Below are 26,006 nucleotides of genomic sequence, written 5' to 3'. Positions count from 1 at the left end.
AATTCAGCGCAGGTCGGGCCGCCGCGCGGAGTTGCTGTGCCTATGAGCCACGATCCGTCACGCCTGCAGACTGCCCCTGCCCGCCAGGAGTCGCCTTCTGCCCTGGCCTTTCTCTCGCGTTTTTTCGCTGCCGAATCCGCCGGTGGCCTGATTCTGATGGCCGCTGCCCTGGCCGCGCTGCTGGTCGCCAACTCGCCTTGGGCGGCCACGTATTTCTCGACCTTGCACATCAAGATCGCCGGTCTGTCGATCGAGCATTGGGTGAATGATGGCCTGATGGCGATCTTCTTCATGCTGGTGGGCCTGGAGATCAAGCGCGAAATGCTCGCCGGTCAGTTGTCGACCTGGGGTCAGCGCGCGCTGCCGGGCTTCGCCGCGCTGGGCGGGATGCTGGTCCCGGCCCTGATCTACGTCGCGATCAACTGGGGCAATCCGCAGACCCTGAGCGGTTGGGCGATCCCCGCCGCCACCGATATTGCTTTCGCCCTGGGCGTGCTGTCGCTGCTGGGCAAACGGGTGCCCGTGTCGCTGAAAATCTTCCTCTCGGCGCTGGCCATCCTCGATGACCTGGGCGCAGTGGTGATCATCGCGATTTTCTACACCAGCGGCCTGTCGGTGAGCATGCTGCTGGCCTCGTTGGCAGTGATTGCACTGCTGGTGATCCTCAACCGCTGCGGTGTCAGAAAACTTTGGCCATACCTGATCGCCGGCGCCTTCCTGTGGTTCTTCATGCTGCAATCGGGGATCCACGCGACCCTCGCCGGGGTGATTCTGGCCCTGTGCATTCCGCTGGGAAATCCCGAAGACGAGCACAACTCGCCGCTGCTGTACCTCGAAGAAAAAATGCATCCGTGGGTGGCGTTCGCCGTGGTGCCGATTTTCGGCTTCGCCAACGCGGGTGTGTCGCTGACCGGCATTTCTCCGAGCAACCTGCTTGAGCCGGTACCACTGGGCGTGGCGCTGGGGCTGTTGTTCGGCAAGCAGATCGGCATCCTCGGCCTCGGCGCCCTGGCGATTCGCAGTGGTCTGGCACAACTGCCGCAAGGCGCGAGCTGGCTGCAGCTGTACGGCGTCGCCCTGCTCTGCGGGATCGGCTTCACCATGAGCCTGTTCATCGGCGCGCTGGCGTTCCCGGGCGCGCCGCATCTGGTCGACTCGGTGAAAGTTGGGGTGTTGCTGGGTTCGATCCTGTCCGCGCTGCTGGCGGTGGTCGTGCTGATGAGTGCGGGTAAGGCGAAGGCTTCGAGCTGACCCTCTGCGGCAAGCAGTCCCGGTCAACTCGCGTTGACTGGGACTGAGGCGATTGCAACCGAGCTACGCGATCCGGAACTGTTGCGCCCCGACGGTTCTGGATCCTTCAGTCACCTCAAGACGTTGCGCCCGCAACAGATCCCGCTTCACTGTGCAAATCAGCCTTTTTGCACCTCAAACTTCGTCGCATGACTGCCCTGCAGCATTTAACAATCTTACCTGGACCAGTGCATCCCCCACCTCGCCACCATTGATTGCATAGCTAGCACGGGCCGATCCATCTTTAATAGGCTTGATATGCTTTGACCAATCACCGACTGTTATTACAACACCCTCGGAGATGTCCTCCGAAGTGATAGTGTGCTTGAACGAAGTCTCGGTATCGAAAATGGGTTGCTCGCCCGCCTGATCGGTATATCCCTGCCAGTTCAGTTTCAATACGGCCCCGATCTGCGTGTCTGGCACCAGCCTCACTTTAACCCTTACACCGCCCATTGGATTCGAACGGCAATTGATGACGCCTTCTTTTGCATCCGGAAATGTGATATCGCTCATTTTTGCAGCTCCTTGAAATGACTTGATAAAGGCCGGGATAAAACCAATCTGGTTGGAAGTACCGGAACCTGATCTTCAGTTTTCAAGGAAACTCTCACAACTGTTATAAATGACAGTTTTTTAAAACTCTTCGCTATGCCGAATATTCATTTTTGATATATATATTCGACTTGCGTATTTGCATGCGATGGTTGCGCAGCGACTATCTTCGCGGTAATGCGACAGATCAAAACGAGCGAGCTTGCTCGCGAAGGCGCTGGTTCAGTCAACAGCCTCGCTGACTGAACTGACGTCTTCGCGAGCAAGCCCGCTCCCACAGTTTTTATAGCGGTGCTGCTCAGCCTTTTTCGTCGATCCCGGCCTGTAGGGTCTGGCTGTCCAGATTACCGCTCAGGGTCACCGGACCGACTTTCAGATTGCCGTTATCGAACGACACCTTCGGTGCGTTCTCCTCGGTTTTCTGCGGCAGGTCCAGCCCGGCTTTCACCCCGTAGTCACGGTTGACCAGATCGCTGCCAACGACCTTCGAAGCGCCCAGATCGACCTTGCCGTCAGTCGATGAAATCCGCGCGCCGGTCAGCTGCGTACCACCACCAACGTTCAACTTCACACCCTGATTGCCACTGATGGCGGACGCCTGCGCGACGCTGTCCTTCTGCGCGTATTCGCCCTGCGCTTTCAACGTTGGTTTGTAGTCAGTGCCGGCGAGTTTTTCCTTGTCGCTCGGTGGATTCTTCTTCGCGGTCAGGCCCAGATCGACATCGACCTTGGCTTGGGTCGTCGAGTCCTGGCGGCTTTCGACGATCAGATCACCGGCGACCTTGCCACTGACATTTTTCACGTCGATCCGCGCGCCCGACAGCTGCGCATCCCCCGCGCTGTTGAGCACCACGCTGTCAGCCTTGATCTGGCTGTTTTGCTGGGTGGTGCCTTGCAGGTAATCGACGCCGACCTTGGCCCCGGCGTTGAAGCCGTGGTCACTGCTGGCCTTTTCATCGGCTGCGGTCGGGGTCTTGCTGCTCAGGTTGCCGCCGGCATTCAGCGCGACGTTCCAGTTGTTGCGGCTCTCGGTGGACTGCGCCGATTCCTGAACCAAACCACCCTTCTGCGCATTGATGCTGACGTTCGGCGCGCTGACTTGCGTGCCTTGCAGGTGCACCGCGTCACCGCTCAAGGCGACGTTGCTCTGGCTGTTGAGCTGGCCACCGGTCAGGGTTTGCGAGTTTTCGTTGATGCGGCCGATGTTGAAGTTGCCGCTCAGGTTGCCGCCCTGATCGCGACTCTTCTCGCTGCTGGATTTGCTGCCGCCGCCCTTCAAACCGCCGCCGAGATTGCTGCCAGTCGCGGTGTGGGTATCAACGGCCGCTTGCAGATCGAGTTTGCCGTCAGCGTGCAGCTCAATGCCGCCGACGCTGTCGATCTGCGTGCCTTGCTGAACCTGATTGCCGCCGCTGCTCAGTTGCACCGGACCGTTGCCGCTGATGCTCGCCACGTGAGCCTGGGTGTCATTGGTCTGCTTGCCGGTGTGATCAAGCTGGAAGCCAGCGCCGAGGTCGACGTTGGTGCCGTCGGTGCCCGGCAAGGTGCCGACCGTCAGCGAGCCGTTGCCGCGCAGGCTGGAGTCGCTGCTGCTCTGACGGTCGTTTGCCTGATTCAGCGCCAGATCGCCGCCAGTCTTGATGCTCACTCCGCCCTGCCCGCCGTCGAAACGGCTGCCGGCGAACTGCGCATCACCGCCCACCTTGATGTTCACACCTTGGCTGCCGGCAAAACCGCCGACCACTGCGGTGCTGCTGTCCTTGCTGCTGTAGCTGTTGCCACCCGCGCCGCTGCCGGCGACGTTCACGTCCTCGCCGGTCTTGGTGTAGACGCGCACGTCGACCTTGGCGTCCACCGAGTTATCGGTACTGCTGTGAGTGTTGCTCGCGGCATCGGCAACCAGTTTGTCAGCGCTGATGTTGACCTTGCCGTTGCTCGCGCTGTACTGGGTGCCCTGGTCGTGCAGGGTGCCGGCGGTTTTTACCTCGACACTGCCACCGTCGAAACGGCTGACCACGGCGTTGCTGTTGTGCTCGGTCTTGTCGGCGCTGCCGTGACCGATCGCCACGTCGATACCGACGTTCGGCTGGCCAAGATTGCTCAGGGCTTCCTTGTCCGGCACCTTGCCGTTGAGCACATCCTTGACTGCACCGGCAATCGGGCGGGCGATGTCCTTGTACTCGACGTTGGCGCCGATGTCCGCCGACCAGTTGCTCTGGTTGTGCGTACTGCTTTCGGTGTTGCTGGCCGCGCGGTTGTCGATCGCGTTGGCCGCGACGTTCACGCCGTTGCCAGCATTGACCTGCGCGCCTTCGGTCAGCAGTTTGTCGGCATTGATGTTCAGGCTGCCGCTGCTTTGCACGTGTGTGGTTTGCGCGCTGGTTTTGCTGCTGCTGTCTTGCGTGGTGCTGTGGGCAAAATCGACGCCACTGCCGGCGCGGTCGAGGCCGCCGGTGTAGTAGAAACCGCCGCCAGTACTGGAGGTGTCGGATGAGGTTTTGTGGCTGTCCTGTTCGGCCAGCAACGACACGTTCTTGCCGCCCAGCGTGGTATCGCCGGCTGTGGATTTGACTTCGCCGCCCTTGATCGTCAGATCGCCGCCGGCCTTCACCTGCACGCTGCCGCCGCTGAGGCTCGAGCCCTGCTGGTTGACGTCGTTGCGGGTGACGGTCTGCTGCTTGTCTTCGTAGTGCACCCCGGCGCGGTATTGCTCCGGCGTTTGCTCTTTGGCGTAGGCATCGAAGCCACGGGTTTCGGTGGTCGAGCTGCTGTCGTGAGTGTTCTGCGTGGAATGCACGTTTACATCACCGGCTGCGTCCGCCGTCAGCGCACCACTGGCCTTGACCGTGGAGCCGGCGACTTCGATGTCCTTTGCACTTTTGAGCTTGAGGTTGCTGTCGGAAACCAACTCGCTACGCAGCGTGGTGCTGTCTTTGGCGTTCTGCCGCGACTCGTCCTTGGTGATACCGAAGAACTTGCTGTCCTTGTCGTGGTTGTTGCTGTGCGAGGTGTCCTGCACGCCGTCGATCACCAGCGAACCCTGATCGCTGATCACGCTGGCCTCGGTGCCGCCACGGACCTGGCTGCCGCTGATGCGCACGTCGTCAGCCTTGACGATCAGTTTGCCGGCCGCATTGATTTTGCTGCCCTGATGCCGGGTCTGGCCCTTGTCGGCATCACCGGTCTTGCCGAAGAATCCGCCGCCAACCAGGTCGCCGGAGTAACTGTTGTTATTACTGCGACTGGTGCGCGTGGCCGTGGTGACGTCCACTTGCTTGCCCGCCAGTTTCACATCGCCGGTGCTGTTCAGTTCGGCACCTTCGGCGCGCAGCAACGCGGCGGTCTGCAAAGCGATATTGCCGCCCTTCAGCTGGCTGCCGATGCTGCGCTGCTCTTCGCTGCTGTTGTTCCAGTCGGCCTTCCATAGATGCTTGCGATGGTTGCCCTGATCGGTCTGGGTGTGGCTTTCGGTGGCCGCACTCAGGCGCAGATCGCCGCTGCTCTGCACATCGAGATTTTTCGCCGCTTCGACCTTGGCTGCTTTGAGTTCGGTGTCTTTGCCGGAGGACAATTTGGCGTCACGAGTGGCGACGATCTGGCTGCCGTGCTGGCGAGTTTCACTGTCGGTCTGGGTGCGATCGTAGGTTTCCCAGGTGATGCCGATGGTGCTGTTGCTCCAGTTCTCGCGTTTTTCCTGAAGCTTGCGGCTTTCTACGGTGCTCAGGGTCAGGTTGCGCTTGGCATTGACGTTGACGTCGCGACCACTGACATCGGTGGCGGCCAGCGTCAGGTCGTTGCCGCTGTGCAGGCCGACATCACCCTGACTGCTGCGAATGCTGGCACGGGTCACTTCGAGGCTGTTGGGGATGGCTTCACCGCTGACGCTGAGATCGCCAGCGGAACGGATCTGCACCCCGTCACGCCCGGCCGCTTGCACCGCCCCCACACGCACGCCCGCGCCTTCGGCGGTGCTGACGATGTTGATGCGCCCGGCCTGCATCGCGCCGAACAGGCTGGCGTCAATGCGTTGATCCTGGGTATTGCCCGCCGGATCCACGGCTTTGACCTGACCGCTGACGTAATCGACCTGATTGCGCCCGACGGTGAGGTTCAACTGATCGCGGGCATCGATGCGGCCCTGGCTGTCGATACGCGGGGCGATCAGATTGACCGAACCCTCGGCGTTACGCAGGCCGCCACTCTGGATCTGCAACTGACCGCTGGCGTCGCGGGTGTTCAAGGCTTGCAGTTTGCCGTCGTTCAACTCCGGACGACCGACCAGCAGACTCGCGTTAGGCGTGTTGATGAAACTGCCGCCGTTCACCGAAATGCCGTTGGGGTTGGCCAGCACGTAATCGGCGGCGCGGCCGAAGATTTCCTGGGCGCCGTTGATGGCCGAAGGGTTGCGGCTGATCACCTCGTTGAGGATCACGCTCGCCGCCTGGCCCTGCAGTTGCGGGTTGGCCGCCAGTTGCCCGGCGAGCTGCGATTGCCCGGCCTGCAAGGCGTTGTTCAGCACCAGGCCCTGACGGTCGACGTTGTAGTCGAGGAACTGGTTGTGCGACAGGCCCGAGCCGTTGGGCGCGACGATATTGACGATGGGCACGCCGCCCTGGGTCTGCAATTGCGCGGTGCCGCCGGGGCCGGGAGCGACCACCACACCGCCGGCGATGGCGCTGGGCAGGTGCACGGCGAAGAACAGGCTGGCAATCGCCCAGCGCAGTTTACCCCGAGGAGAAAGATGGAATGCAAAGGTGTGTGCTGGCATAAAAACGTCTCCATGTAAGTACGGCATCACGGCGCGCGATTTAGTCTTGGCCGTGGCTGTCGCGCTCAGATCCGACGGCGGTTTTTTCACTGCTTGATGAGTCTCGCTGGTGCTCATATCTGCAACCCCACGCGCATCAGCCAGGTCTCTGGCTCGTGCTGCAAACCGTTGGGGGTGTTGAGGGCGCGTTGGTAATCGACGTCCACTTGCAGATTCTTCCAGCCCAGATTCAGCCCAACGCTGGCACCGCTCAGGCGTTGGCCCTGAGCGCCCTGGTCGGCCTTGAGCCAGCCGATGTCCAGGCCCACGCGCGGGGTGATCTGCACCGGCCAATCGCTGCGCAGCGGCAGACGCAAGGTGTTGCGCCAGATCGCGCCGCTGGCACCGGATGCGCTGCTGACCCGATAGCCGCGCACCGCCGAATCATCGGTGCCGAGCAACTGTTCGATGGCCGGTAACGGGTCGGGGCTGTATTGCAGATTGAGCTGACTCTGCCACTGCCACGCTTGCGCGCCGAACTGGCCGTTGCGCCACTGGCTGAGGCCGGCGCGGTACTTGCGAAACTGCGCTTTGGGCAAATTGTTGACCGCATGATTGGCGTCGTCATCGGCGCCCAGCCAGCGCAGGCCTTGCGAATAGGTGAAGTCGAGGTTCCACACCGCACGGTCGAGCCAGAACAGATTGAGTCCGGCTTCGGCCACGGTCAGGGTCGGGCTTTGAATGCCCAGACGGACATTTTCCAGATAGCTGTCGACGTCTTTGTGCGCCAGTTGCAGGTTGGCGCTGAGCTGGCGACTCTGGTCGCGCCACAACACGCGGTCGGCGCGCAGGCTCAGTTGATCGGTGATGCCGGTGCTGTACAAGGTCGCGCTGGGCAGTTTGAACGGCGCGCGATATTCGGCGTGGCTGGCGAATGCGCTGTAGGTCCAGTAGCCGTAGGGAATCGCGTAATACAGGCTGGCGTTGCGACTGTAGCGGTCGCCCTGATTCAACGTGTCGCTGGCACTGAGGCTCAACAGATCGTTGAGTTGCAGCGGGCTGTCGAAGCTCAGGCTGACGCTGTCGCGATCACGCCCGGTGCTGGCGCTGCCAAGGTTGTCCATGCCCAGGCCCAACGCCCAGCGCGACTGCCCGGAAGTGCGCGAGCGCAGGATGATTCGCGACGCGCCGGGCTGGCTGCCGGGGGCGATGTCGGCGGTCAGGTCAATCGAGCGCAAACGGTTCAACTGATCCAGACCCTGCTCCAGATCGCGCAGGTTCAGCGGCTGGCCGAGCATGTGCGGGAACGCGCCACCCAGCGAAACGGGCAGGCTCTGATCGGCCAGCTCGATGGACTCGATGTAGCCCTCGTCGATCATGATGTCCAGCGACTGCCCCGCCGCTGGCGCGCTCAACAGGTACGGGCGGCTGGCGATGTAGCCCTGCTCGACGTAGGCCGCGGTGATGGTCGCCAGCAAATGGTTGATCTGGCCGACGCCCATGCACGGCGCCAGCAGCGGTTTGATCCGGGCGTTGAGTTTGTCGCTGTCGATCAGCGTGACACCGCCGATGCGCGTCCCACTTAGCGGCCAGCAACGCTCATCGGGGGCGACTGTCTGCGGGATCGCCGGGGTGACCGGTGCCGGGCCGAACGCACCGCGCTCCAGTTGGCGCTTGCGCTGTTCCATTTGCAGTTGTTGCAGATCGCGCTGTTGCTGTTGCTGCTGGCGCAGCACTTCCTGGCCCGGCGCAACAGGATCAGCCGCTTGAATCGAGGAGGCACACACACTCAACACAAAGGCCGACAACAGCGGGCAAAGCGTGGAACGACGACGGAAAACAGCGCAAAGCAAATACGACACGCAACATCCTTGCAATCATAAAGTAGCGTAATGCCACCTCATCAATGCGAGTGATAGTCAGAGCCTTCCTACACAAATGCAAGACGCTTCCTACAACGCTTACATTTCTTAAACATTTGATTTTGCTGTGTTCAACGCCACGCCATCAGGGGTTCCCCGAGGGCTTTCATTGAGTTCTTGAAGATTTGGCCCATATTACTGGCGCCGTCATGAATCGAAACCGCTCCAAACCCCGAGGCCGGGTAAGCAACTGACGATTGGCACAAAAACATAATTGCCACAAAATATTACTTGCGTCATATTACAGCCGTAATAACAGCCCGTTTCCGCAGGTATTACGCCATGACCAGCATGCCAACCGTTGAGCCAGACCTGTCTGCCCCGGTCACCCCCGCCAAACCGCCACTGCGCAAACGCCTGCTGCTGACCGGCTCTGGCCTGGTCGCGCTGGTCGTGGTCGGCGTTTACGCCAGTCATTGGTGGGGCACCGGGCGTTTTCTTGAAGAGACTGACGATGCCTACATCGGTGGCGACGTGACGGTGATCGGGCCGAAGGTCGCCGGTTACATCGAAGAAGTGCTGGTCAGCGACAACCAATCGGTGAAGGCCGGCGACGTGCTGATCCGCCTCGATGCGCGCGACTATCGTGCCAATCTCGCCAAAGCCGAAGGCGCGGTTGCCGCCGAAGAGGCGCTGCTGGCCAACCTCGATGCCACTGAACAACTGCAGCAAGCGGTGATCGGCCAGGCCCGCGCCGGCATCGATGCCGCCGGTGCCGAAACCGCCCGCTCGCGGGATGACAATGCGCGTTACAAACGTCTGGTCAGCACCAATGCCGTGTCGGTGGAAAGCGCCCAACGCGCCGACGCCACCTTCAAGACCGCCCAGGCCCTGAGTGCCCGCGCCCAGGCCGAACTGCTTGCCGCCCAGCGCCAACTGGCGGTGATCGACACCCAGAAACAACAGGCCCGCGCCGCCCTGCAACAAGCCCGGGCCGAGCGTGATCTGGCGCAGTTGAATCTCGGCTACACCGAACTGCGCGCGCCGGTTGATGGCGTGATCGGCAACCGCCGCGCGCGGGTCGGCGCCTATGCCCAGGCGGGTTCGCAACAGCTGTCGGTGGTGCCGGCCAGCGGTCTGTGGGTCGATGCCAATTTCAAGGAGGATCAACTGGCGCGGATGAAACCCGGGCAACGGGTGAGCATCCGTGCCGACGTGCTCTCCGGCCAGGAATTCCACGGCCGCCTCGACAGCCTCGCCCCCGCCACCGGCTCGCAATTCAGCGTGCTACCGCCGGAGAACGCCACCGGCAACTTCACCAAAATCGTCCAGCGGGTACCGGTGCGAATCCTCCTCGATCCGGCTGATGGCGTGCTCGGCCATCTGCGGCCGGGGCTATCGGTGACCGCTGAAGTCGACACCCGCGCGCAAGCCGAAACCAGCGCCGTGGCCGTCGCGCCATGAGCACCGCCCTCACCGCCCCGGCGCAACCGTTCAACGCCGCCGACATGGCCACCGCGACCAAAGTTTTCGCCTTCGCCACGATGTGCATCGGCATGTTCATTGCGCTGCTGGACATCCAGATCGTCTCGGCCTCGCTGCGCGACATCGGCGGCGGACTCTCGGCCGGCACCGACGAAACCGCGTGGGTGCAGACCAGTTACCTGATCGCCGAAATCATCGTGATCCCGCTGTCGGGCTGGCTGTCGCGGGTGTTCTCCACACGCTGGCTGTTCTGCGCCTCGGCGGTCGGTTTTACTCTGGCCAGCCTGCTCTGCGGCGTGGCCTGGAACATCCAGAGCATGATCGCCTTTCGCGCGCTGCAAGGCTTTCTTGGCGGCTCGATGATTCCGTTGGTGTTCACCACCGCGTTCTTTTTCTTCAGTGGCAAACAACGGGTGATCGCCGCCGCGACCATCGGTGCGGTGGCTTCGCTGGCGCCGACCCTGGGTCCGGTGATCGGCGGCTGGATCACCGACATTTCCTCATGGCACTGGCTGTTCTACATCAACCTGGTGCCGGGAATTTTCGTTGCGGTGGCCGTGCCGATGCTGGTGAAAATCGACCAGCCGGAACTGTCGCTGCTCAAGGGCGCGGACTACCTGAGCATGGTGTTTCTCGCGCTGTTTCTCGGCTGTCTGGAATACACCCTCGAAGAAGGCCCGCGCTGGAACTGGTTCAGCGATCAAACGATTCTGACCACGGCATGGATCAGCGGTCTGGCGGGTCTGGCCTTCATCGGACGCACCTTGCACGTGGCCAATCCGATCGTCGATCTGCGCGCACTCAAGGATCGCAATTTTGCCCTGGGCTGTTTCTTTTCCTTTGTCACCGGGATCGGTCTGTTCGCAACGATTTACCTGACTCCGCTGTTTCTTGGACGGGTGCGTGGCTACAGCGCGCTGGACATTGGTCTGGCGGTTTTTTCCACCGGGGTGTTCCAGATCATGGCGATTCCGCTGTACGCCTTTCTCGCCAATCGCATGGATTTGCGCTGGATCATGATGATCGGCCTGGGCCTGTTTGCCGTGTCGATGTGGGAGTTCAGTCCGATCACCCATGACTGGGGTTCCGGCCAGTTGATGCTGCCGCAAGCGCTGCGCGGGATCGCCCAGCAACTGGCGGTGCCGCCGGCAGTGACACTGACTCTGGGAGGTTTGGCACCGGCGCGCTTGAAGCACGCTTCGGGGCTGTTCAACCTGATGCGCAATCTGGGCGGAGCCATCGGCATTGCCGCGTGCGCGACCATTCTCAATGACCGCACCAACTTGCACTTCACCCGCTTGGCCGAGCATTTGAACAGCAGCAACGAGGCGATGAATCAGTGGCTGGCGCAGGTCGGTGGCAACCTGGCGACGCTGGGTCAGAGCGGTGACGTCGGCGTCACCGCCGGCCTGCGTCAACTGTGGCTACTGACCTACCGCGAGGCGCAGACCCAGACCTACGGCGACACCTTTTTGATGATCATGCTGTGCTTCATCATCGCCACGGCGATGGTGCCCTTGATGCGCAAGGTACAACCACCGGCCGCGCCGAGTGCGGATGGGCATTGATCCAGATCTGCAATGCATGCCCCCTGTAGGAGTGAGCCTGCTCGCGATGGCGCCAGTTCATTCAACATTAATGTTGAACGGATAATCGCTATCGCGAGCAGGCTCACTCCTACAAAAGATTGTGTCTGGGGCTTAGAGCTGCGGGGTTTTGCGGAAGCCCACCGCCAGACGGTTCCAGCTGTTGATGGTGCTGATCGCCACGCTCAGGTCGACCATTTCCTTGGGCGTGAATTGCGCCGCGACGATGTCGTAGTCTTCGTCCGGGGCGTGGGTCAGGCTCAGCTGGGTCAGCGATTCGGTCCACAGCAGCGCAGCGCGCTCACGCTCGGTGAAGAATGGCGCTTCACGCCACGCGGTCACGGCGAACAGTCGACGCGGGGTTTCGCCGCCCTTGATCGCGTCAGCGGTGTGCATGTCGATGCAGAACGCACAGCCGTTGATCTGCGAAGCGCGCAGCTTGACCAGTTCGATCAGGGTCTTTTCCAGCGGCAGTTTCGAGACCGCGGTTTCCAGGGCGATCATCGCTTTCAGGGCGTCTGGGGAGGCGGTGTAGAAATCGGTACGAGCTTTCATGATTGAGTTTCCGGGGCCAGTGAATGTGTGACTAAGGTAGTCCCGCACTTGCCCCGGACAAATAGCCAATCTCCCGGAAGACGAGTAGACCACCCTGTCACACGCGATTGCGCAACCAGTGCAGGAACCCGGTTTTCGCCACCACGGGCGGCACGTCCTGGGTCAGGGTCTGAGCCTTGTGCAGGCGATAATCGAGCAAGGCTTTCATCGCCTCGTTGATGTCGTGGCGGGCATCCAGACACGGCTTCAGGTAGGTCTTCTCGATGCGATACAACGCGCAGAAGGTTTTCGCCGCGAAGGTCGCCGGCACCGACGAATCGGAGAGAATGCCGGCCTCGCCGATCACCTCCCCCGGCCCCATGCGCCCGGATTCGAACGGGCTGCCATGGCGAGTCAAGGTCACGCTGACCACGCCCGATTCGATGATGAACAAATGATCGCTGACCTCCCCGGCTTCGAGGATCGTCTCGCCGGCACGGAAGGTTTGCAGGGTCATGTTCTGGCTGAAGGTGTCTTTCTCTTCCTGGCGCAGCGTGGAGAAAATCGGCGAACTGTCGAGCAGCGCCCGCGGCCGCGAGAGGTTGCCGGCGACGATCGGTTCGACACTCGACAACAGATTGATCCCGGACGCCTGCAGATGCCGGTAAGCCAGATCGAACAGCTGATTGCGCACCGAGCGCTTCTGATCCATCGACGAGACAAAACCGCTGATTTCATATTCCGCGCCGGCGCTGCTGGAGCTTTTCAGCGCGACGCTTGGCGAGGGATTGTCCAGCAGCGGACGGCAACCCTGCATCGCCCGCTCCAGCGCGTCGATCACCGTACTGGGCCGGACATGCGGGCTGACCTGGACACTGACGGCCACCCCGAACATGTTGCTCGGACGGCTGAAGTTGATGATCTTGGCCTTGGCCGCCAGCGAGTTGGGAATCACCGCCATGCTGCCCTGACTGGTCTGCAAACGCGTGGCGCGCCAGTCGATATCGATAACCCGGCCTTCAGTGCCATCGATCGAGATCCAGTCATCGATCTGATAGGGCTTGGTGGTGTTGAGCACGATCCCGGAAAACACATCGCTGAGGGTGCTCTGCAACGCCAGACCGACGATGATCGCCAAGGCCCCGGACGTCGCCAGCACACCTTTGACCGGCAGATCCAGCACGTAGGCCAGGGCCGCGATAATGGCGATCAGGAAAATCACCGCACCGAGCAGATCCTGCAACAGCCGTCCGGTGTGCCCGACCCGCTGCATCATCACCGCACCGATCAGCACGGTCAGGGTGCGCGCGCCAAACAGCCACCAGCCGATCTGCAAGCCGGTCGCCGCCAGGTGCAGCGGCACGTTGTCGGCCCACGGCGCCGGCTCCATCGGATTGAGGCCTTCGTTGAACAACAGCACGCTGAACAGGCTGAAAATCAGTACCCGCACCAGCAGCTTCCACTCGCTGCCACGGGAGCTGATCAGGCGCCACAGCCCGAGATCGAGGAGGATCAGGATCAACGCGCAAAACAACGGATGTTCGGTCAAAAAAGACAACATCAAAGCACTCCGACAGGGCCCGGTCGCGAGAAGATCGCACAGATTGGGCAAGTGTAGGAGTAATTGATTTCAGAGGCAGAACACCAGCACAAAAACACCGGAAAACCCCTGTGGGAGCGAGCCTGCTCGCGAAGGCGGTGGATCAGTCAGACATGCATTGACTGGCACTGCGCTTTCGCGAGCAAGCCCGCTCCCACAGGGGTGAAATTTACCCGTGCATCCGGCCAAAACGTCCCGACTGGAAGTCGGCGAATGCCTGATGAATTTCCTGCTCGGTGTTCATCACGAACGGGCCATGGCCGACAATTGGTTCGTCGATTGGCTCGCCGCTGAGCAACAACACCACCGCATCTTCACTGGCCTCAAGGGTCAACTGACGGCCGTCGCGCTCGAACAGCACCAACTGCCCGACACCTGCGGTTTCCACACCGTTGATCTGCACCGAACCTTTCAACAGCACCAGCGCGGTGTTGCGTCCCTCGTGCAGATCGAGCGTCAGCAACTTGCCGGCATTGAGCCGCAGGTCCCAGACGTCGATCGGCGTGAAAGTGTGCGACGGGCCTTTATGCCCATCGAACTCACCAGCGATCAGCCGCAGCCGGCCGGCATCGTCTTTCAGCGCGATATTCGGAATATCGCCGTCGAGAATGGTCTGGTAGCCGGGCGCAGCCATTTTGTCCTTGGCCGGCAGGTTAACCCACAGCTGCACCATTTCCAGCTTGCCGCCGGTTCTGGCGAAATCATCCGAGTGGAACTCCTCGTGGAGGATCCCGGACGCGGCGGTCATCCACTGCACATCGCCGGGGCCGATGGTGCCGCCGCTGCCGGTGGAGTCGCGGTGCTGCACTTCGCCGTCGTAGACGATGGTCACCGTTTCAAAACCACGGTGCGGGTGCTGGCCGACGCCACGGCGCTCGGTGGTCGGGGTGAATTCGGCCGGACCTGCGTGATCGAGCAGCAGGAACGGGCTGATGTGTTTGCCCAGGTTGTCATAGGAAAACAGGGTGCGCACCGGGAAACCATCGCCGACCCAATGGCCGCGAGGGCTGGTGTAGATACCGATGATGTTTTTCATGGTTGCCTCCAGAAAAGGTGGGTGACGCAATGGATTGAGCATAAATCCATGACGGCTGAAGGACTAGACGGTAAAAACCGGCCTTACTGTTCCACTTATAGAACAGTGCTGCACCTATCCACAAAGCCCTGTAGGAGCTGCGGCACGCTGCGATCTGTTGATCCTGAAAAACAAGATCAAAAGATCGCAGCGTGCCGCAGCTCCTACAGGAGTGTTGCCGGCGGCAAAAGATTCATGACTTCTGCTCAACAGTGCTTTGCCCCAGCAGCGGTTTTTCCCAAGCACGCAGACGCGGATACTCCTGCCCATTCCCACTGCAACCCTGGAGTCATCAATGTCTGTTCCCGCTTTTGGTCTGGGTACGTTTCGCCTGCAAGGTCAGGTGGTCATCGATTCGGTGCGCACCGGCCTTGAACTCGGTTACCGCGCCATCGACACCGCGCAGATCTACGAGAACGAAGCCGAGGTCGGCCAGGCCATCGCCGCCAGCGGCATTGCTCGCGAAGAGCTGTTCATCACCAGCAAGATCTGGATCGCCAACTTCGCCAAGGACCGTCTGATCGACAGCCTCAAGGAAAGCCTGCAGAAATTGCAGACCGATTACCTCGATCTGACACTGATCCACTGGCCGTCGCCGGAAGATCAGGTGCCGGTCGCCGAATACATGGGCGCGCTGCTCGAAGCCAAGCGTCTGGGCCTGACCCGGCAGATCGGAGTGTCCAACTTCACCATCGAGCTGATGCAACAGGCCATCGCAGCGGTCGGCGCGGAAAACATCGCCACCAACCAGATCGAGCTGCACCCGTACATGCAAAATCGCAAAGTGGTCGAGTTCGCCCGCAGCCAAGGCATCCAGATCACCTCCTACATGACCCTCGCCTATGGCGAAGTGCTGAAGGATCCGGTGATCCAGCAGATTGCTCAACGCCTGCAAGCGACCCCGGCGCAAGTCACCCTGGCCTGGGCGATGCAGTCGGGTTACGCGGTGATTCCATCGTCGACCAAACGCGCCAACCTGCAAAGCAACCTCGGCGCCACTACGCTGACCCTGAGCGAATCCGACATGGCGCTGATCGCCGGTCTGGAGCGCGGCCATCGTCTGACCAGCCCGAAAGGCATTGCCCCGCAGTGGGATTGATCGCTCAGCCCTGAAGATGCTGCGCAAGGCCGAGCATGGCCGTGCGCAGCGCATCCGCCGAGCGGTGGACAGCCAGGGTTTCGGCGTCGCGGCACGCCTGTTCGAGCTCCGCGCACGCCGCCGCCACCCGCGCGGCACCGACCATTTGCGCACCGCCCTTGATGTGATGCGCCAGGGTGCTTAATTCGCTCAGATCCTGTGGCTGGCGCGCAGCGTCCAGCCGTTGCAGATCCTCGTGCAGACTGCGCAACACTTGTTCGCGCAGGCGTTGCATCACTGCAGGATTGTCCCCGGCCATCTGCTCAAGCGCGCTCAGGTCGATCTCAGGCAGCGGCGGTGTCGGGTTCGACAGCTGATCACTGTCGCCGCGGCTGGCCGTCTTCAATGCCTGTTGCAGATCGTGCAAGCGAATCGGCTTGAACAGACAATCGTCCATGCCGGCCTCAAGACAACGGACTTTCTCCTCGACCTGCGCGTTGGCAGTGAAGCCGAGGATCAGGCAGCGTGCACGACCGTTCGCCGCCTCTTCTTCACGAAGTGTCCGAGCGAGTTCGTAACCGTTGCGCCGGGGCATGTTGCAATCGGTGATCAGCACATCGAAAGCCTGTGTTCGCCAGCGCTGCAAGCCCAGCTCACCATCCTCGACATCGACCGTAGCGTGGCCCAGCTCACTCAGTTGCCGGCACAGGAGCAAGCGGTTGACCGGATGATCGTCCACCACCAGCACGCTCAGCGAACGCGCTGGCGTGTCCGCCACTTGCGGGCCTGCCGTCTCGGGTTCGAGCGCGGTCAACAGCGGCAATTGCAGGTTTACCTCAACCCGCGTTCCATGCACCGGCTCGCTGTCCAGGTGCAGTGTGCCGCCCATCATTTCGCAGAGGTTACGGCTGATCACCAGGCCCAGTCCCGAGCCGCTACGCGCTGACTGGCCCTGGTTAGCGGCCTGGACGAACGGACTGAACAGGCGTTTGCGGTCATCGGCACTGATGCCGATTCCGCTGTCTGCAATCACCACCGCGACCGCCAGGATCCCGGACGGCATCGCAGAGCATGACAAATGCAGGCTCACCTGACCCTGCTCGGTGAACTTGATCGCGTTGCTCAACAGGTTTGACAGCACTTGCTTGAAGCGTGTCGGGTCGAGCATGACGTCGACGTCACTGTGCGCATCCAGTTCGACCTGCCACAGCAGGCGTTTCTCCCGCGCCAGTCCTTCGAATACGCGACACACCGCGATCACTTGTTCGCGCAGATTGGCCCGCTCCGGCGCGAGGGACAGATGCCCGGACTCGATACGCGCGATGTCGAGAATATCGCCGATCAACCCCAGTAATTGCTGGCCGGCAGCGGACGCGAGCTCGATTGCCAGATTGTCGGTGACGCCCTCCTCGGCACGTTTGAGGGCCATTTCGAGCATGCCGATCAGGGCATTCATCGGCGTGCGGATTTCATGGCTCATGGTCGCCAGAAACGTAGTCTTGGCCCGATTGGCGTCGTCGGCGGCATCCTTGGCCTGCTGCAACTGGTGCAGCCACTGCTGACGCTGACGCAGCTGCGAGCGCTGAAAACCGATCCAGGCCAAAGCCAGCAACAGCAGCCCTGCCGCACCGGCAAACGCCAGCAGGATTTCGCGGCGATGACGCTGCCAGTAGCTCTCTTCCACGACCACGTCATGGCTCCAGCGCTCGACCAGTTCGTCCATCTGCTGCGGCGCGATGCTCAGCAACGCCTTGTTCAGAATCGTGTGCAGCGACGTATCCTGCGCTGCGGTCGCCAGCGCAATGCGTGCCGGCTGATCGCCGATCGTGTTGGTGATGCGCAGGCGTTCGCGATAATGGCGGGCGATCAGAAAACGCGCCACCAGCAGTGAGCTGACGGTCGCGTCGGCCTGCCCCTTGGTGATCAGTTCCATGCCGTCGGCCGGGCTGCGCACCTCCACCAGACGGATCCCGGGCACTCTCTGCAAAATGTAGCCGCGCAACGGATGACCGCGATAAATCGCCAGGCGCTTGCCCGGCAGATCAATGAGGCTGCGCGGACTACCCGCGGTTGTCGCACTGACCAGCACGAACGGATTGTTCAGGTAGGCGCGAGTGAATTGCAGCTCGGCTTCGCGTTCGCTGCTCGGGGTCACCACCGGCAGCACGTCGAGCTCACCCGCCTTGAGCTGTTCGATCTGGCGGTCCAGCGAACGCCCCCGAACCACCTCGAATTGCAGCCCGGTACGCTGACTGATCAGGTTGAGCAACTGCGCCGACAGCCCGTTGAATCGTCCGTCGGCATCAAAAAACGTCAGCGGTGCGAAGTCTTCGATCACGCCGACCCGCACCCGCGGATGTTGCTCCAGCCACTGCTGCTCGCTGGCACTGAGGCGCACCTGCGACTGCGCGGCCATTTGCGCGCGCCCTGCGCTCCAGCGCTGCTCGATCAGTTGACGACGCTCCATGGGAATCGCCGCCAGCGCCTTGTCGATGATGCGTTTGAGGCGCACCTCACTGCGCAGCAGGGCGAAACCGAAGGGATTGGCATCCAGGCCCGAGGGCCCGGCCAGTTGCAGGTCATTGCGGTAATTGGTGTTGATCAGGTAATTGGCACTGATCAGATCGCCGAGATAGCCGTCATCGACACCAAACGCTACCGCACCCAGCGCATCCATTGCCGAGGCGTAACGCTGCACCTTCGCGTCGGGGTAGAACGCCTGCACGCTGGTCAGCGGCAGATAGTCCTCGACCATGGCGATGCGTTTGCCTGTCAGGTCGGCCGGTAACGTTTCGTCGAGCCGGGTCACCAGCATCGGTTGGTCTTCGGCATAGGGGCGCGACAAGATGAAATCTGGATCGGCCAGCTCGAAATTGTTCGAGGTGCCCAGCAGATCGAGTTCGCCGCGCTTGAGTGCGCTCATCACCGCGTCGCGGTTTGCGTAGCGTTGCACCTCGATCCGCACCCCGAGCAGTTGCGCCAGCAGCTCGGCATAGTCGGCGGTGAGACCTTCCAGCTCCTGCCGATTTCGCGTGATCTCGAACGGTGGATAATCGGGCCCGGAAATCCCCATGCGCAACGTCGGATGGCGGCGTAGCCACTGTTGATCCTGGGGGTCGAGCGGGACCTGAATGTTCTCCAGTGCTGCCTGGCTCAACAACTCAAGAGGCTGCGGCGACTCACTGGCCCAGCAGGTGGCCGTGATGCTCAACCAGAGCACGCACCACCAGCGTCGCAGATTCACTGTGCTACTCAGATCAAATCGTTGCGCTTGGCGAATTCGCGCAAGTACACCGCTGACTTTGAGTGCAGACCGAGCTTTTTTATCAAGCGGGTTTTGTAGGTGCTGACGGTCTTGTGGCTGAGGAACATTTCAGCGGCGATTTTCTTGTTGGGCTTGCCCAGGGCCAACTGCACGAGAATGTTCAGTTCTCGGTTGGAGAGCTCGTCGATCAGCTGTTTTTCGCTGCGGTGCGACGGGGTCGACACAGAGCCGCTATCAGGCAGTGCAGCAAAATAGGAGTAGCCCGACATCAGCGCCTGGACAGCCTTGTGCAATTGCAGCAAGTGGTTGGTTTTAGCCACGTAACCCATGGCGCCACTACGCAGACAGCGATCCTGATAGTGCAGCGGATCCTGAGAAGTAAAAATCAGCACCCTGCATTCGGGGTCGTTGGCCTTGAGCCGCTCCAACGCTTCCAGTCCACCCACCCCCGGCAACTTGAGATCAAGTATCACCAGTTCCGGTTTGTGCTCACGGCTAAGCTCCAGGGCTTCGCTGGCGTTCGATGCTTCGTGAATCACCTTGAACCTTTCGGCTTCGAGTACGAGTTTCACGGCAGCCCTTACCACCGGATGATCGTCGACGATCAGCGCTGACTTCATGACCGCTCCCAGGGCAAAAACAAGACGATGGCGCCACCGGTATCGGCTGTTCCGGCCGGGGTGGCTGCGCAAGAACTGTTACACGGGAAGCCAGTCGTATCTACCTGTCAGATCTGACAGTTGCGCAAAAATGTAATTCGTGCTCAAGCCCGGCGTTGCAAGGCTGGCGCCGGGTTCCAGGCATTGGCAGCACACACCGGGGCAACGTCGACGCGCGCCATCAGGTGCTTGATCGCGGCCGCATTGGGCAGGCCGACATGGCTGATCTGCAGGTTTTCCTGAGCAAAGCCTGCGGGTGTCGGCGCAGGTGCCGAGGGCTCGTTATAGATCAGGGCGTGGCGCACCTGCGGGTTGTTGAGGAAAAACCCCGGCAGGTCCAGCGATCCGGCCGCCAGCTCGGCGTTGATGACCACGACGTCGAACGGTTCACAGCCGTAGTCCACCAGGGTCAGCAGCTCAAGCAGACTCTGTACCGGAGCAACCCGGAAGTATTCGAGACCATTGAACAGGCGCTCGATTTTCATCCGGTAAAAATGCTGCGAATCGGCAATCAGGATACGCAGGGCTTTATTGATCATGCTCGATCTCGTGGAGGTGGACGGGTGCGCCAAGACTACGCAAGCCTCAGGAGCAGTTCTGTAGGACTTTTCCTAAAAAACCGGTCATTCATCCGCACTCATGAGCCATGCCGAATGGCTGCCCGACGTTGTTGCCTTATTCAGTGGTACTCGGACTCCAGAACGCCTGCACCACCAGCGCTGAAGTCGAAATCCGCGCCACCAGCGCATCGAGTTCATCGCCGTCGACCGAAGTCGTCGCCAGCGTGGCTTCGATCTCGATTTCGTCGGCACCGAAGGCGTGTACATCGACGTCGCTGGCCGGGTAGTTGCTGCGTTCCAACTCGGCTTCGAGCAGGGCGAACACGGCTTTCTGCTGTGAGCGCCGGGCGATCACGTAAACGATGTTGGTGACTTCGGCCGAGACCACGTCCAGTGGCTGGCGGTTGATGTTGTTGACGATCGGCCGCAGCAAGGTGTTGGCAGCGAGGATGAACAGCGTGCCGAGCACCGCTTCGGCCAGCAGGTCGGCACCGGCGCAGGCACCGACAGCGGCGGAAGTCCACAAGGTCGCGGCGGTGTTGAGGCCGCGCACGTTGCCTTCTTCGCGCATGATCACCCCGGCACCGAGAAAGCCGATGCCGGAAACCACGTAGGCGACCACCCGCACCGCGCCTTCAGCACCGCCGAGACGGTTGGCCATGTCGACGAAAATCGCCGCACCGACCGCCACCAGCACATTGGTGCGCAGGCCCGCCGTGCGTTGCCGGTACTGGCGCTCGAACCCGATCAGGCCACCGAGGATGAACGCTGCGCTGAGGCTGACCAGCGTGTCGAGCAAAGAAGTCAGGTTGAGGTTGTTGATGGCTTGCATAGTCTAGTCCTTGAAAACATCCGAATCCCCTGTAGGAGTGAGCCTGCTCGCGATAGCGGTGTGTCAGTCGTTGAAATTTTGACTGACGGATTGCCATCGCGAGCAGGCTCACTCCTACAGAGGGAACAGCGTTGTCCTGTTGTTATTGCCAGCCGAACCGGCGGATGTAGAAGCCTTTCACCGCCTGGGTCAGCGCCATGTACGCCAGCAGGATCATCGGCAGGAACACGAAGTACATCGACGGCAGCGCCTGCAGTTTGAAGTAGTTGGCCAGCGGCCCCATCGGCAGGAAGATCCCGACCGCCATGATGATTCCGGTCATCACCAGCAGCGGCATGGCTGCACGGCTTTGCAGGAACGGAATCTTCGGCGTGCGGATCATGTGCACGATCAGCGTCTGGGTCAGCAGCCCCACCACGAACCAGCCGGACTGGAACAGGGTCTGGTGGTCCGGGGTGTTGGCATCGAACACATACCACATCAAGGCGAACGTCAGGATGTCAAAGATCGAACTGATCGGGCCGAAGAACAGCATGAAGCGCCCGACATCAGCCGGCTGCCAGCGTTGCGGCTTCTTCAGCATCTCCTTGTCGACGTTGTCGAACGGAATGGCGATCTGCGAAATGTCGTAGAGCAGGTTCTGTACCAGCAGGTGCATCGGCAGCATCGGCAGGAACGGAATGAACGCGCTGGCGACCAGCACCGAGAACACGTTGCCGAAGTTCGAGCTGGCGGTCATCTTGATGTACTTGAGCATGTTGGCGAAGGTCCGCCGCCCTTCGAGCACGCCCTCCTCCAGCACCATCAGGCTCTTTTCCAGGAGGATGATGTCAGCGGCTTCCTTGGCGATGTCCACCGCGCTATCCACCGAGATTCCGATGTCGGCGGTGCGCAGCGCCGGGGCGTCGTTGATGCCGTCGCCCATGAAACCGACCACATGCCCGTTGCCCTTGAGGATGCGCACGATGCGCTCCTTGTGCGACGGCGTCAGCTTGGCGAAGACGTTGGTTTTCTCTACCGCCACGGCCAGTTCGGCATCGCTCATGCGCTCGACATCGTTACCCATCAGCAAGCCCTGTTGGGCCAGACCGACTTCGCGGCAAATCTTCGCGGTCACCAGTTCGTTGTCACCGGTCAGCACTTTGACCGCCACACCGTGCTCGGCCAAAGCCTTGAGCGCCGGCGCGGTGCTTTCCTTCGGTGGATCGAGGAAGGCCACGTAACCGATCAGCGTCAGTTCCTGCTCATCCGCCAGGCTGTAAGTGTCGCGACCTTCCGGCATCGAGCGGGCAGCCACTGCCACCACGCGCAAGCCTTCAGCGTTGAATGCTGCGGTGACCTGACGAATCCGGGTCAGCAATTCATCGCTCAAGGCTTCCTCGACGTCACCGTGCTGCACACGGGTGCACACCGCCAGCACTTCTTCCACCGCACCTTTGCAGATCAGCAAATGCGGCTCGCCACGCCCCTCGACCACCACCGACATGCGCCGGCGATTGAAGTCGAACGGGATCTCATCGACCTTGCGAAACGCCGTGCCGACCTTCAGTTCACGATGGATTTCCACGTGTTCCAGCACCGCCACGTCGAGCAGGTTTTTCAGCCCGGTCTGGTAGTAGCTGTTGAGGTAGGCCTTTTCCAGCACGTCATCGGAGTCTTCACCCCAGACATCGACATTGCGCGCGAGGAAGATCTTGTCCTGAGTCAGGGTGCCGGTCTTGTCGGTGCACAGCACGTCCATGGCGCCGAAGTTCTGGATCGCGTCCAGACGCTTGACGATGACCTTTTTGCGCGACAGGAACACCGCACCTTTGGCCAGGGTCGAGGTGACGATCATCGGCAGCATTTCCGGGGTCAGGCCCACGGCAATCGACAGCGCAAACAGCAGCGCTTCGGTCCAGTCGCCCTTGGTGAAACCGTTGATGAACAGCACCAGCGGCGCCATGACGAACATGAAGCGGATCAGCAGCCAGCTGACTTTGTTCACGCCCAGCTGGAACGAGGTTACCGCGCGGTCAGTCGCGCCGACCCGCTGCGCCAGCGCGCCGAAATAGGTGCTGTTGCCGGTGGTGAGAATCACCGCCACCGCCGTACCGGACACCACGTTGGTGCCCATGAACAGAATGTTCTCCAGCTCCAGCGGATTGCGCGTGTCGCGGTCGGCCTGACGGGCGAATTTTTCCACCGGCATCGATTCACCGGTCATCGCCGCCTGGCTGACGAACAGGTCCTTGGCGCTGAGCACCCGGCAGTCGGCAGGAATCATGTCGCCGGCGGACAGCACGATCAGGTCGCCCGGCACCAGTTGCTTGATTGGCAGTTCGACGCGCGGCTCGTCGCGGCGCATCACCGTGGCGGTGTTGCTGACCATCGCCTTGAGCGCGTCGGCGGCCTGGTTGGATTTGCTTTCCTGCCAGAAGCGCAGCAGCGTCGACAGCACCACCATGGAGAAAATCACCGTGGCGGCTTTCAGGTCTTCGGTCAGCCACGAAATCACCGCCAACAGGGTCAGCAGCAGGTTGAACGGGTTTTTGTAGCAGTGCCACAGGTGGTTCCACCATGGCAGCGGCTGCTCGTGCTCGACTTCGTTGAGGCCGTACTGCGCACGCAGGGCGTCGACTTCAAAGTCAGTCAAACCGTCGGTGTGAGTACCCAGTGACGACAGCAGCTCACCGCTGTCGCGATGGGCTGCATCGACCAGGGTGTTGGCCAGAGTGGGCGGGACTTCACGGCTGACCGTGGTGTCGGTGATCGATTCCAGCAGCGCCAGACGGCGGAAGTGCCGGGCGATGTGGCGTGTACGCAGGAAGCCTGCGAAAAATTCCTTGAGCGTAAGTTTCATGGCTGTTGCCCCTATGGTCAGCCGGGAAACCGTCGAGCAGGTACGACCGCGCCTCGTACGCCGGAAAATCCGGCACGGCAAGGCTTGGCGCGCCGATCACAAAGGACAGGCGTGTCGATAGGTTTGCGATCGCGACCACACGGTCGAAATCACATACTTTCAGTGTCGATGAGAAGGACGTCGGGACATGGTCTCAACTGACCATGATCGGGATGCCGCTGCTCGCTTTACGGCGAGACAACGGCAGAGAAAGGCTGCGCGTTATCTTGCCGAGAATCTGCCGGTTACCGAGACCGGCCGACAACTGTCACTCGAACAAGTACCCACTGTGGGTCTCCGCTATTGATGAAAACGCGCGAAGCTTACGCCTCGATGATTTGAGAGTAAACCCGCAAAAGGAAGTGTGTCGGGGAATGTGGCGGGTGTTCAGGAAGGGTTCAGGATTCAGATTTTTCGCTGGCCTCCAGGGCCCTATCGCGGGCAAGCCCGCTCCCACAAGAATCTCCAGTGAATACAAGTTTTGCATCCGACACAGATCCTGTGGGAGCTGGCTTGCCAGCGATTGCGGTGTATCAGGCAAAGCAGATTCAGCTTGCCGTCGCCAACAACAGATCTGCCACCGAACGATGCCCACGGTTCTTGCCATGCTCATACAGCGACCCGGCAATCTCGTCGGCACGCACCGGCAACACCGACAGCAACGTATCACTCAGGCCATGGCTGGCCTGGCAGAAGCCCTGCATGTACAGGCCGGCCTTGCAGCGCTCGTCGGTGATCAGTTTGTAGTTGCGATCGACCTCGAAATCACCGAGGTATTCTTCCAGGGGCGCCAGCAATTTGCGGTGCATCTGCCGCTCATAACCGGTGGCCAGGACCACGGCGTCGTAGATACGCACGGTGACTTCGCCGGTGGCGTTGTTGCGCACCGCCAGTTCGATGCCGCGCTCGGTGGCGGTGGCACTTTCCACTGTGGTCAGGGTACGGAACGCATGACGGGCGATGCCCGAGACTTTCTGCCGATAGAAGATGCCGTAGATGCGCTCGATCAGGTCGATGTCGACCACTGAGTAGTTGGTGTTGTGGTACTCGTTGACCAGCCGCTCACGCTCGGCGCTGTTTTGCTGGAACACCAGATCGGTGAACTCCGGGGAGAACACTTCGTTGACGAACGGGCTGTCATCCGCAGGCTTGAGGGCCGAACCGCGCAGGATCATGTCGACCTGCACCGACGGGAACGAATCGTTCAGATCGATAAAGGCTTCCGCCGCGCTCTGCCCGCCGCCGATGATCGCGATGCTCATCGGCTGGTTGTTCACACAAGGCTGTTTGGCCATCTGCGACAGATACTGCGAGTGGTGGAACACGCGGCTGTCACCCTTCAGCGCCTTGAACGCCTCGGGAATACGCGGTGTGCCGCCGGCGCTGACCACCACCGAACGCGCAGTGCGCACCAACTGCTGGCCTTCGCTGTCGCGGGAGATCACGCGCAGCGCTTCAACCTGATGGTTGTGCAGCACCGGTTCGATGGTCAGCACTTCTTCGCCATAGCGGCTCTGTTCGGTGAACTGCCCGGCGACCCAGCGCAGGTAGTCGTTGTACTCCATGCGGCACGGGTAGAAGGTGCCGAGGTTGATGAAGTCGACCAGACGGCCGTGGGCCTTCAGGTAATTGACGAACGAGTACGGGCTGGTCGGGTTGCGCAGGGTCACCAGATCCTTGAGGAAGGAAATCTGCAATTCGCTTTGGGTCGACAGGGTGTTGCCGTGCCAGCTGTAGTTGGCCTGCTTGTCGAGGAACAGCACATCCAGTTCGCCGTGGGTCGGGCCGCGCTCTTGCAGAGCGATGGCCAGCGCCAGGTTCGAAGGTCCGAAACCGACGCCGATCAGGTCGTGAACGATGGGCGATGCAATTGCCTGAGTCATTTCCAGTGTCCTCTGGATGAACCCCTCAACAAGGGGAAAGGAGAGCCTAAGTGACCCGACTGGCCTTGAGCAGGACAGCAGGTCGTCTGTTGAGTAGGAACGAGGACAGTGAAA

At 61.2% G+C, this 26,006-nt stretch carries 16 protein-coding genes; 4 read left to right on the top strand and 12 right to left on the bottom strand.

All coding sequences use genetic code 11. The features are described 5' to 3' along the window. Window positions 1-42 precede the first annotated feature (42 nt). Window positions 43-1,251: a Na+/H+ antiporter NhaA gene (gene nhaA, locus ACM6I7_RS00615; RefSeq protein WP_183782368.1), complete on the top strand. Its 1,209-nt coding sequence runs from the start codon at window positions 43-45 to the stop codon at window positions 1,249-1,251. A 174-nt stretch (window positions 1,252-1,425) separates the two neighbouring features. On the opposite strand, the gene ACM6I7_RS00610 is transcribed toward nhaA, so the two are convergent. The 3 genes from ACM6I7_RS00610 to ACM6I7_RS00600 all read right to left on the bottom strand — a co-directional run bounded on the left by ACM6I7_RS00610 (window position 1,426) and on the right by ACM6I7_RS00600 (window position 8,454). Then, the gene (locus ACM6I7_RS00610; RefSeq protein ID WP_414887769.1) at window positions 1,426-1,806 is read right to left on the bottom strand and encodes a hypothetical protein; all 381 of its coding nucleotides are present in this window, start codon (window positions 1,804-1,806) and stop codon (window positions 1,426-1,428) included. Between the two features lie 337 nt (window positions 1,807-2,143). Then, entirely contained in the window at window positions 2,144-6,613 is a 4,470-nt protein-coding gene (locus tag ACM6I7_RS00605) for a hemagglutinin repeat-containing protein (protein WP_414887768.1), read from the bottom strand. Window positions 6,614-6,726: 113 nt separating this feature from the next. Further along, a complete protein-coding gene (locus tag ACM6I7_RS00600) occupies window positions 6,727-8,454 on the bottom strand; it encodes a ShlB/FhaC/HecB family hemolysin secretion/activation protein (RefSeq protein WP_414887767.1) in 1,728 nt (575 codons plus the stop codon). A gap of 342 nt (window positions 8,455-8,796) precedes the next feature. On the opposite strand from ACM6I7_RS00600, the gene ACM6I7_RS00595 reads away from it, so the two are divergent. Continuing rightward, on the top strand, window positions 8,797-9,918 hold the full coding sequence (locus ACM6I7_RS00595) for an HlyD family secretion protein (protein ID WP_098968020.1): 1,122 nt from the start codon (window positions 8,797-8,799) through the stop codon (window positions 9,916-9,918). Beyond that, entirely contained in the window at window positions 9,915-11,507 is a 1,593-nt protein-coding gene (locus ACM6I7_RS00590; RefSeq protein ID WP_414887766.1) for a DHA2 family efflux MFS transporter permease subunit, read from the top strand. Before ACM6I7_RS00595 ends, ACM6I7_RS00590 begins: the two co-directional genes overlap by 4 nt. Before the next feature lie 132 nt (window positions 11,508-11,639). Here the strand turns inward: ACM6I7_RS00590 and ACM6I7_RS00585 are convergent, their stop codons facing one another. The 3 genes from ACM6I7_RS00585 to ACM6I7_RS00575 all read right to left on the bottom strand — a co-directional run bounded on the left by ACM6I7_RS00585 (window position 11,640) and on the right by ACM6I7_RS00575 (window position 14,695). After that, on the bottom strand, window positions 11,640-12,080 hold the full coding sequence (locus tag ACM6I7_RS00585; protein ID WP_027614017.1) for a carboxymuconolactone decarboxylase family protein: 441 nt from the start codon (window positions 12,078-12,080) through the stop codon (window positions 11,640-11,642). A gap of 97 nt (window positions 12,081-12,177) precedes the next feature. Beyond that, the gene (locus tag ACM6I7_RS00580) at window positions 12,178-13,620 is read right to left on the bottom strand and encodes a mechanosensitive ion channel domain-containing protein (protein ID WP_414887765.1); all 1,443 of its coding nucleotides are present in this window, start codon (window positions 13,618-13,620) and stop codon (window positions 12,178-12,180) included. A 208-nt stretch (window positions 13,621-13,828) separates the two neighbouring features. Next, the gene (locus ACM6I7_RS00575) at window positions 13,829-14,695 is read right to left on the bottom strand and encodes a pirin family protein (protein WP_103369055.1); all 867 of its coding nucleotides are present in this window, start codon (window positions 14,693-14,695) and stop codon (window positions 13,829-13,831) included. Window positions 14,696-15,029: 334 nt separating this feature from the next. On the opposite strand from ACM6I7_RS00575, the gene dkgB reads away from it, so the two are divergent. Beyond that, on the top strand, window positions 15,030-15,833 hold the full coding sequence (dkgB, locus tag ACM6I7_RS00570) for a 2,5-didehydrogluconate reductase DkgB (RefSeq protein ID WP_414887764.1): 804 nt from the start codon (window positions 15,030-15,032) through the stop codon (window positions 15,831-15,833). A 4-nt stretch (window positions 15,834-15,837) separates the two neighbouring features. Here the strand turns inward: dkgB and ACM6I7_RS00565 are convergent, their stop codons facing one another. From ACM6I7_RS00565 to ACM6I7_RS00540, 6 genes are all read right to left on the bottom strand, one after another. Beyond that, window positions 15,838-19,056, bottom strand: coding sequence for a transporter substrate-binding domain-containing protein (locus ACM6I7_RS00565; RefSeq protein WP_414887763.1), 3,219 nt, complete (start codon window positions 19,054-19,056; stop codon window positions 15,838-15,840). 8 nt (window positions 19,057-19,064) lie between these two features. After that, entirely contained in the window at window positions 19,065-19,697 is a 633-nt protein-coding gene (locus ACM6I7_RS00560; protein ID WP_414887762.1) for a response regulator, read from the bottom strand. Between the two features lie 143 nt (window positions 19,698-19,840). Next, on the bottom strand, window positions 19,841-20,275 hold the full coding sequence (locus ACM6I7_RS00555; protein WP_414887761.1) for a chemotaxis protein CheY: 435 nt from the start codon (window positions 20,273-20,275) through the stop codon (window positions 19,841-19,843). A gap of 136 nt (window positions 20,276-20,411) precedes the next feature. Further along, entirely contained in the window at window positions 20,412-21,128 is a 717-nt protein-coding gene (locus ACM6I7_RS00550) for an MgtC/SapB family protein (RefSeq protein ID WP_007968289.1), read from the bottom strand. 142 nt (window positions 21,129-21,270) lie between these two features. Then, on the bottom strand, window positions 21,271-23,970 hold the full coding sequence (gene mgtA, locus ACM6I7_RS00545; RefSeq protein WP_414887760.1) for a magnesium-translocating P-type ATPase: 2,700 nt from the start codon (window positions 23,968-23,970) through the stop codon (window positions 21,271-21,273). A 587-nt stretch (window positions 23,971-24,557) separates the two neighbouring features. After that, window positions 24,558-25,892, bottom strand: coding sequence for a lysine N(6)-hydroxylase/L-ornithine N(5)-oxygenase family protein (locus ACM6I7_RS00540; RefSeq protein WP_097087697.1), 1,335 nt, complete (start codon window positions 25,890-25,892; stop codon window positions 24,558-24,560). Window positions 25,893-26,006 lie beyond the last annotated feature (114 nt).

The organism is Pseudomonas sp. IT-93MI4 (assembly GCF_949767635.1).
GTDB classification, from domain to species: Bacteria; Pseudomonadota; Gammaproteobacteria; order Pseudomonadales; family Pseudomonadaceae; genus Aquipseudomonas; species Aquipseudomonas putida_A.
This window is presented reverse-complemented; position numbering and strand designations above follow the sequence as displayed.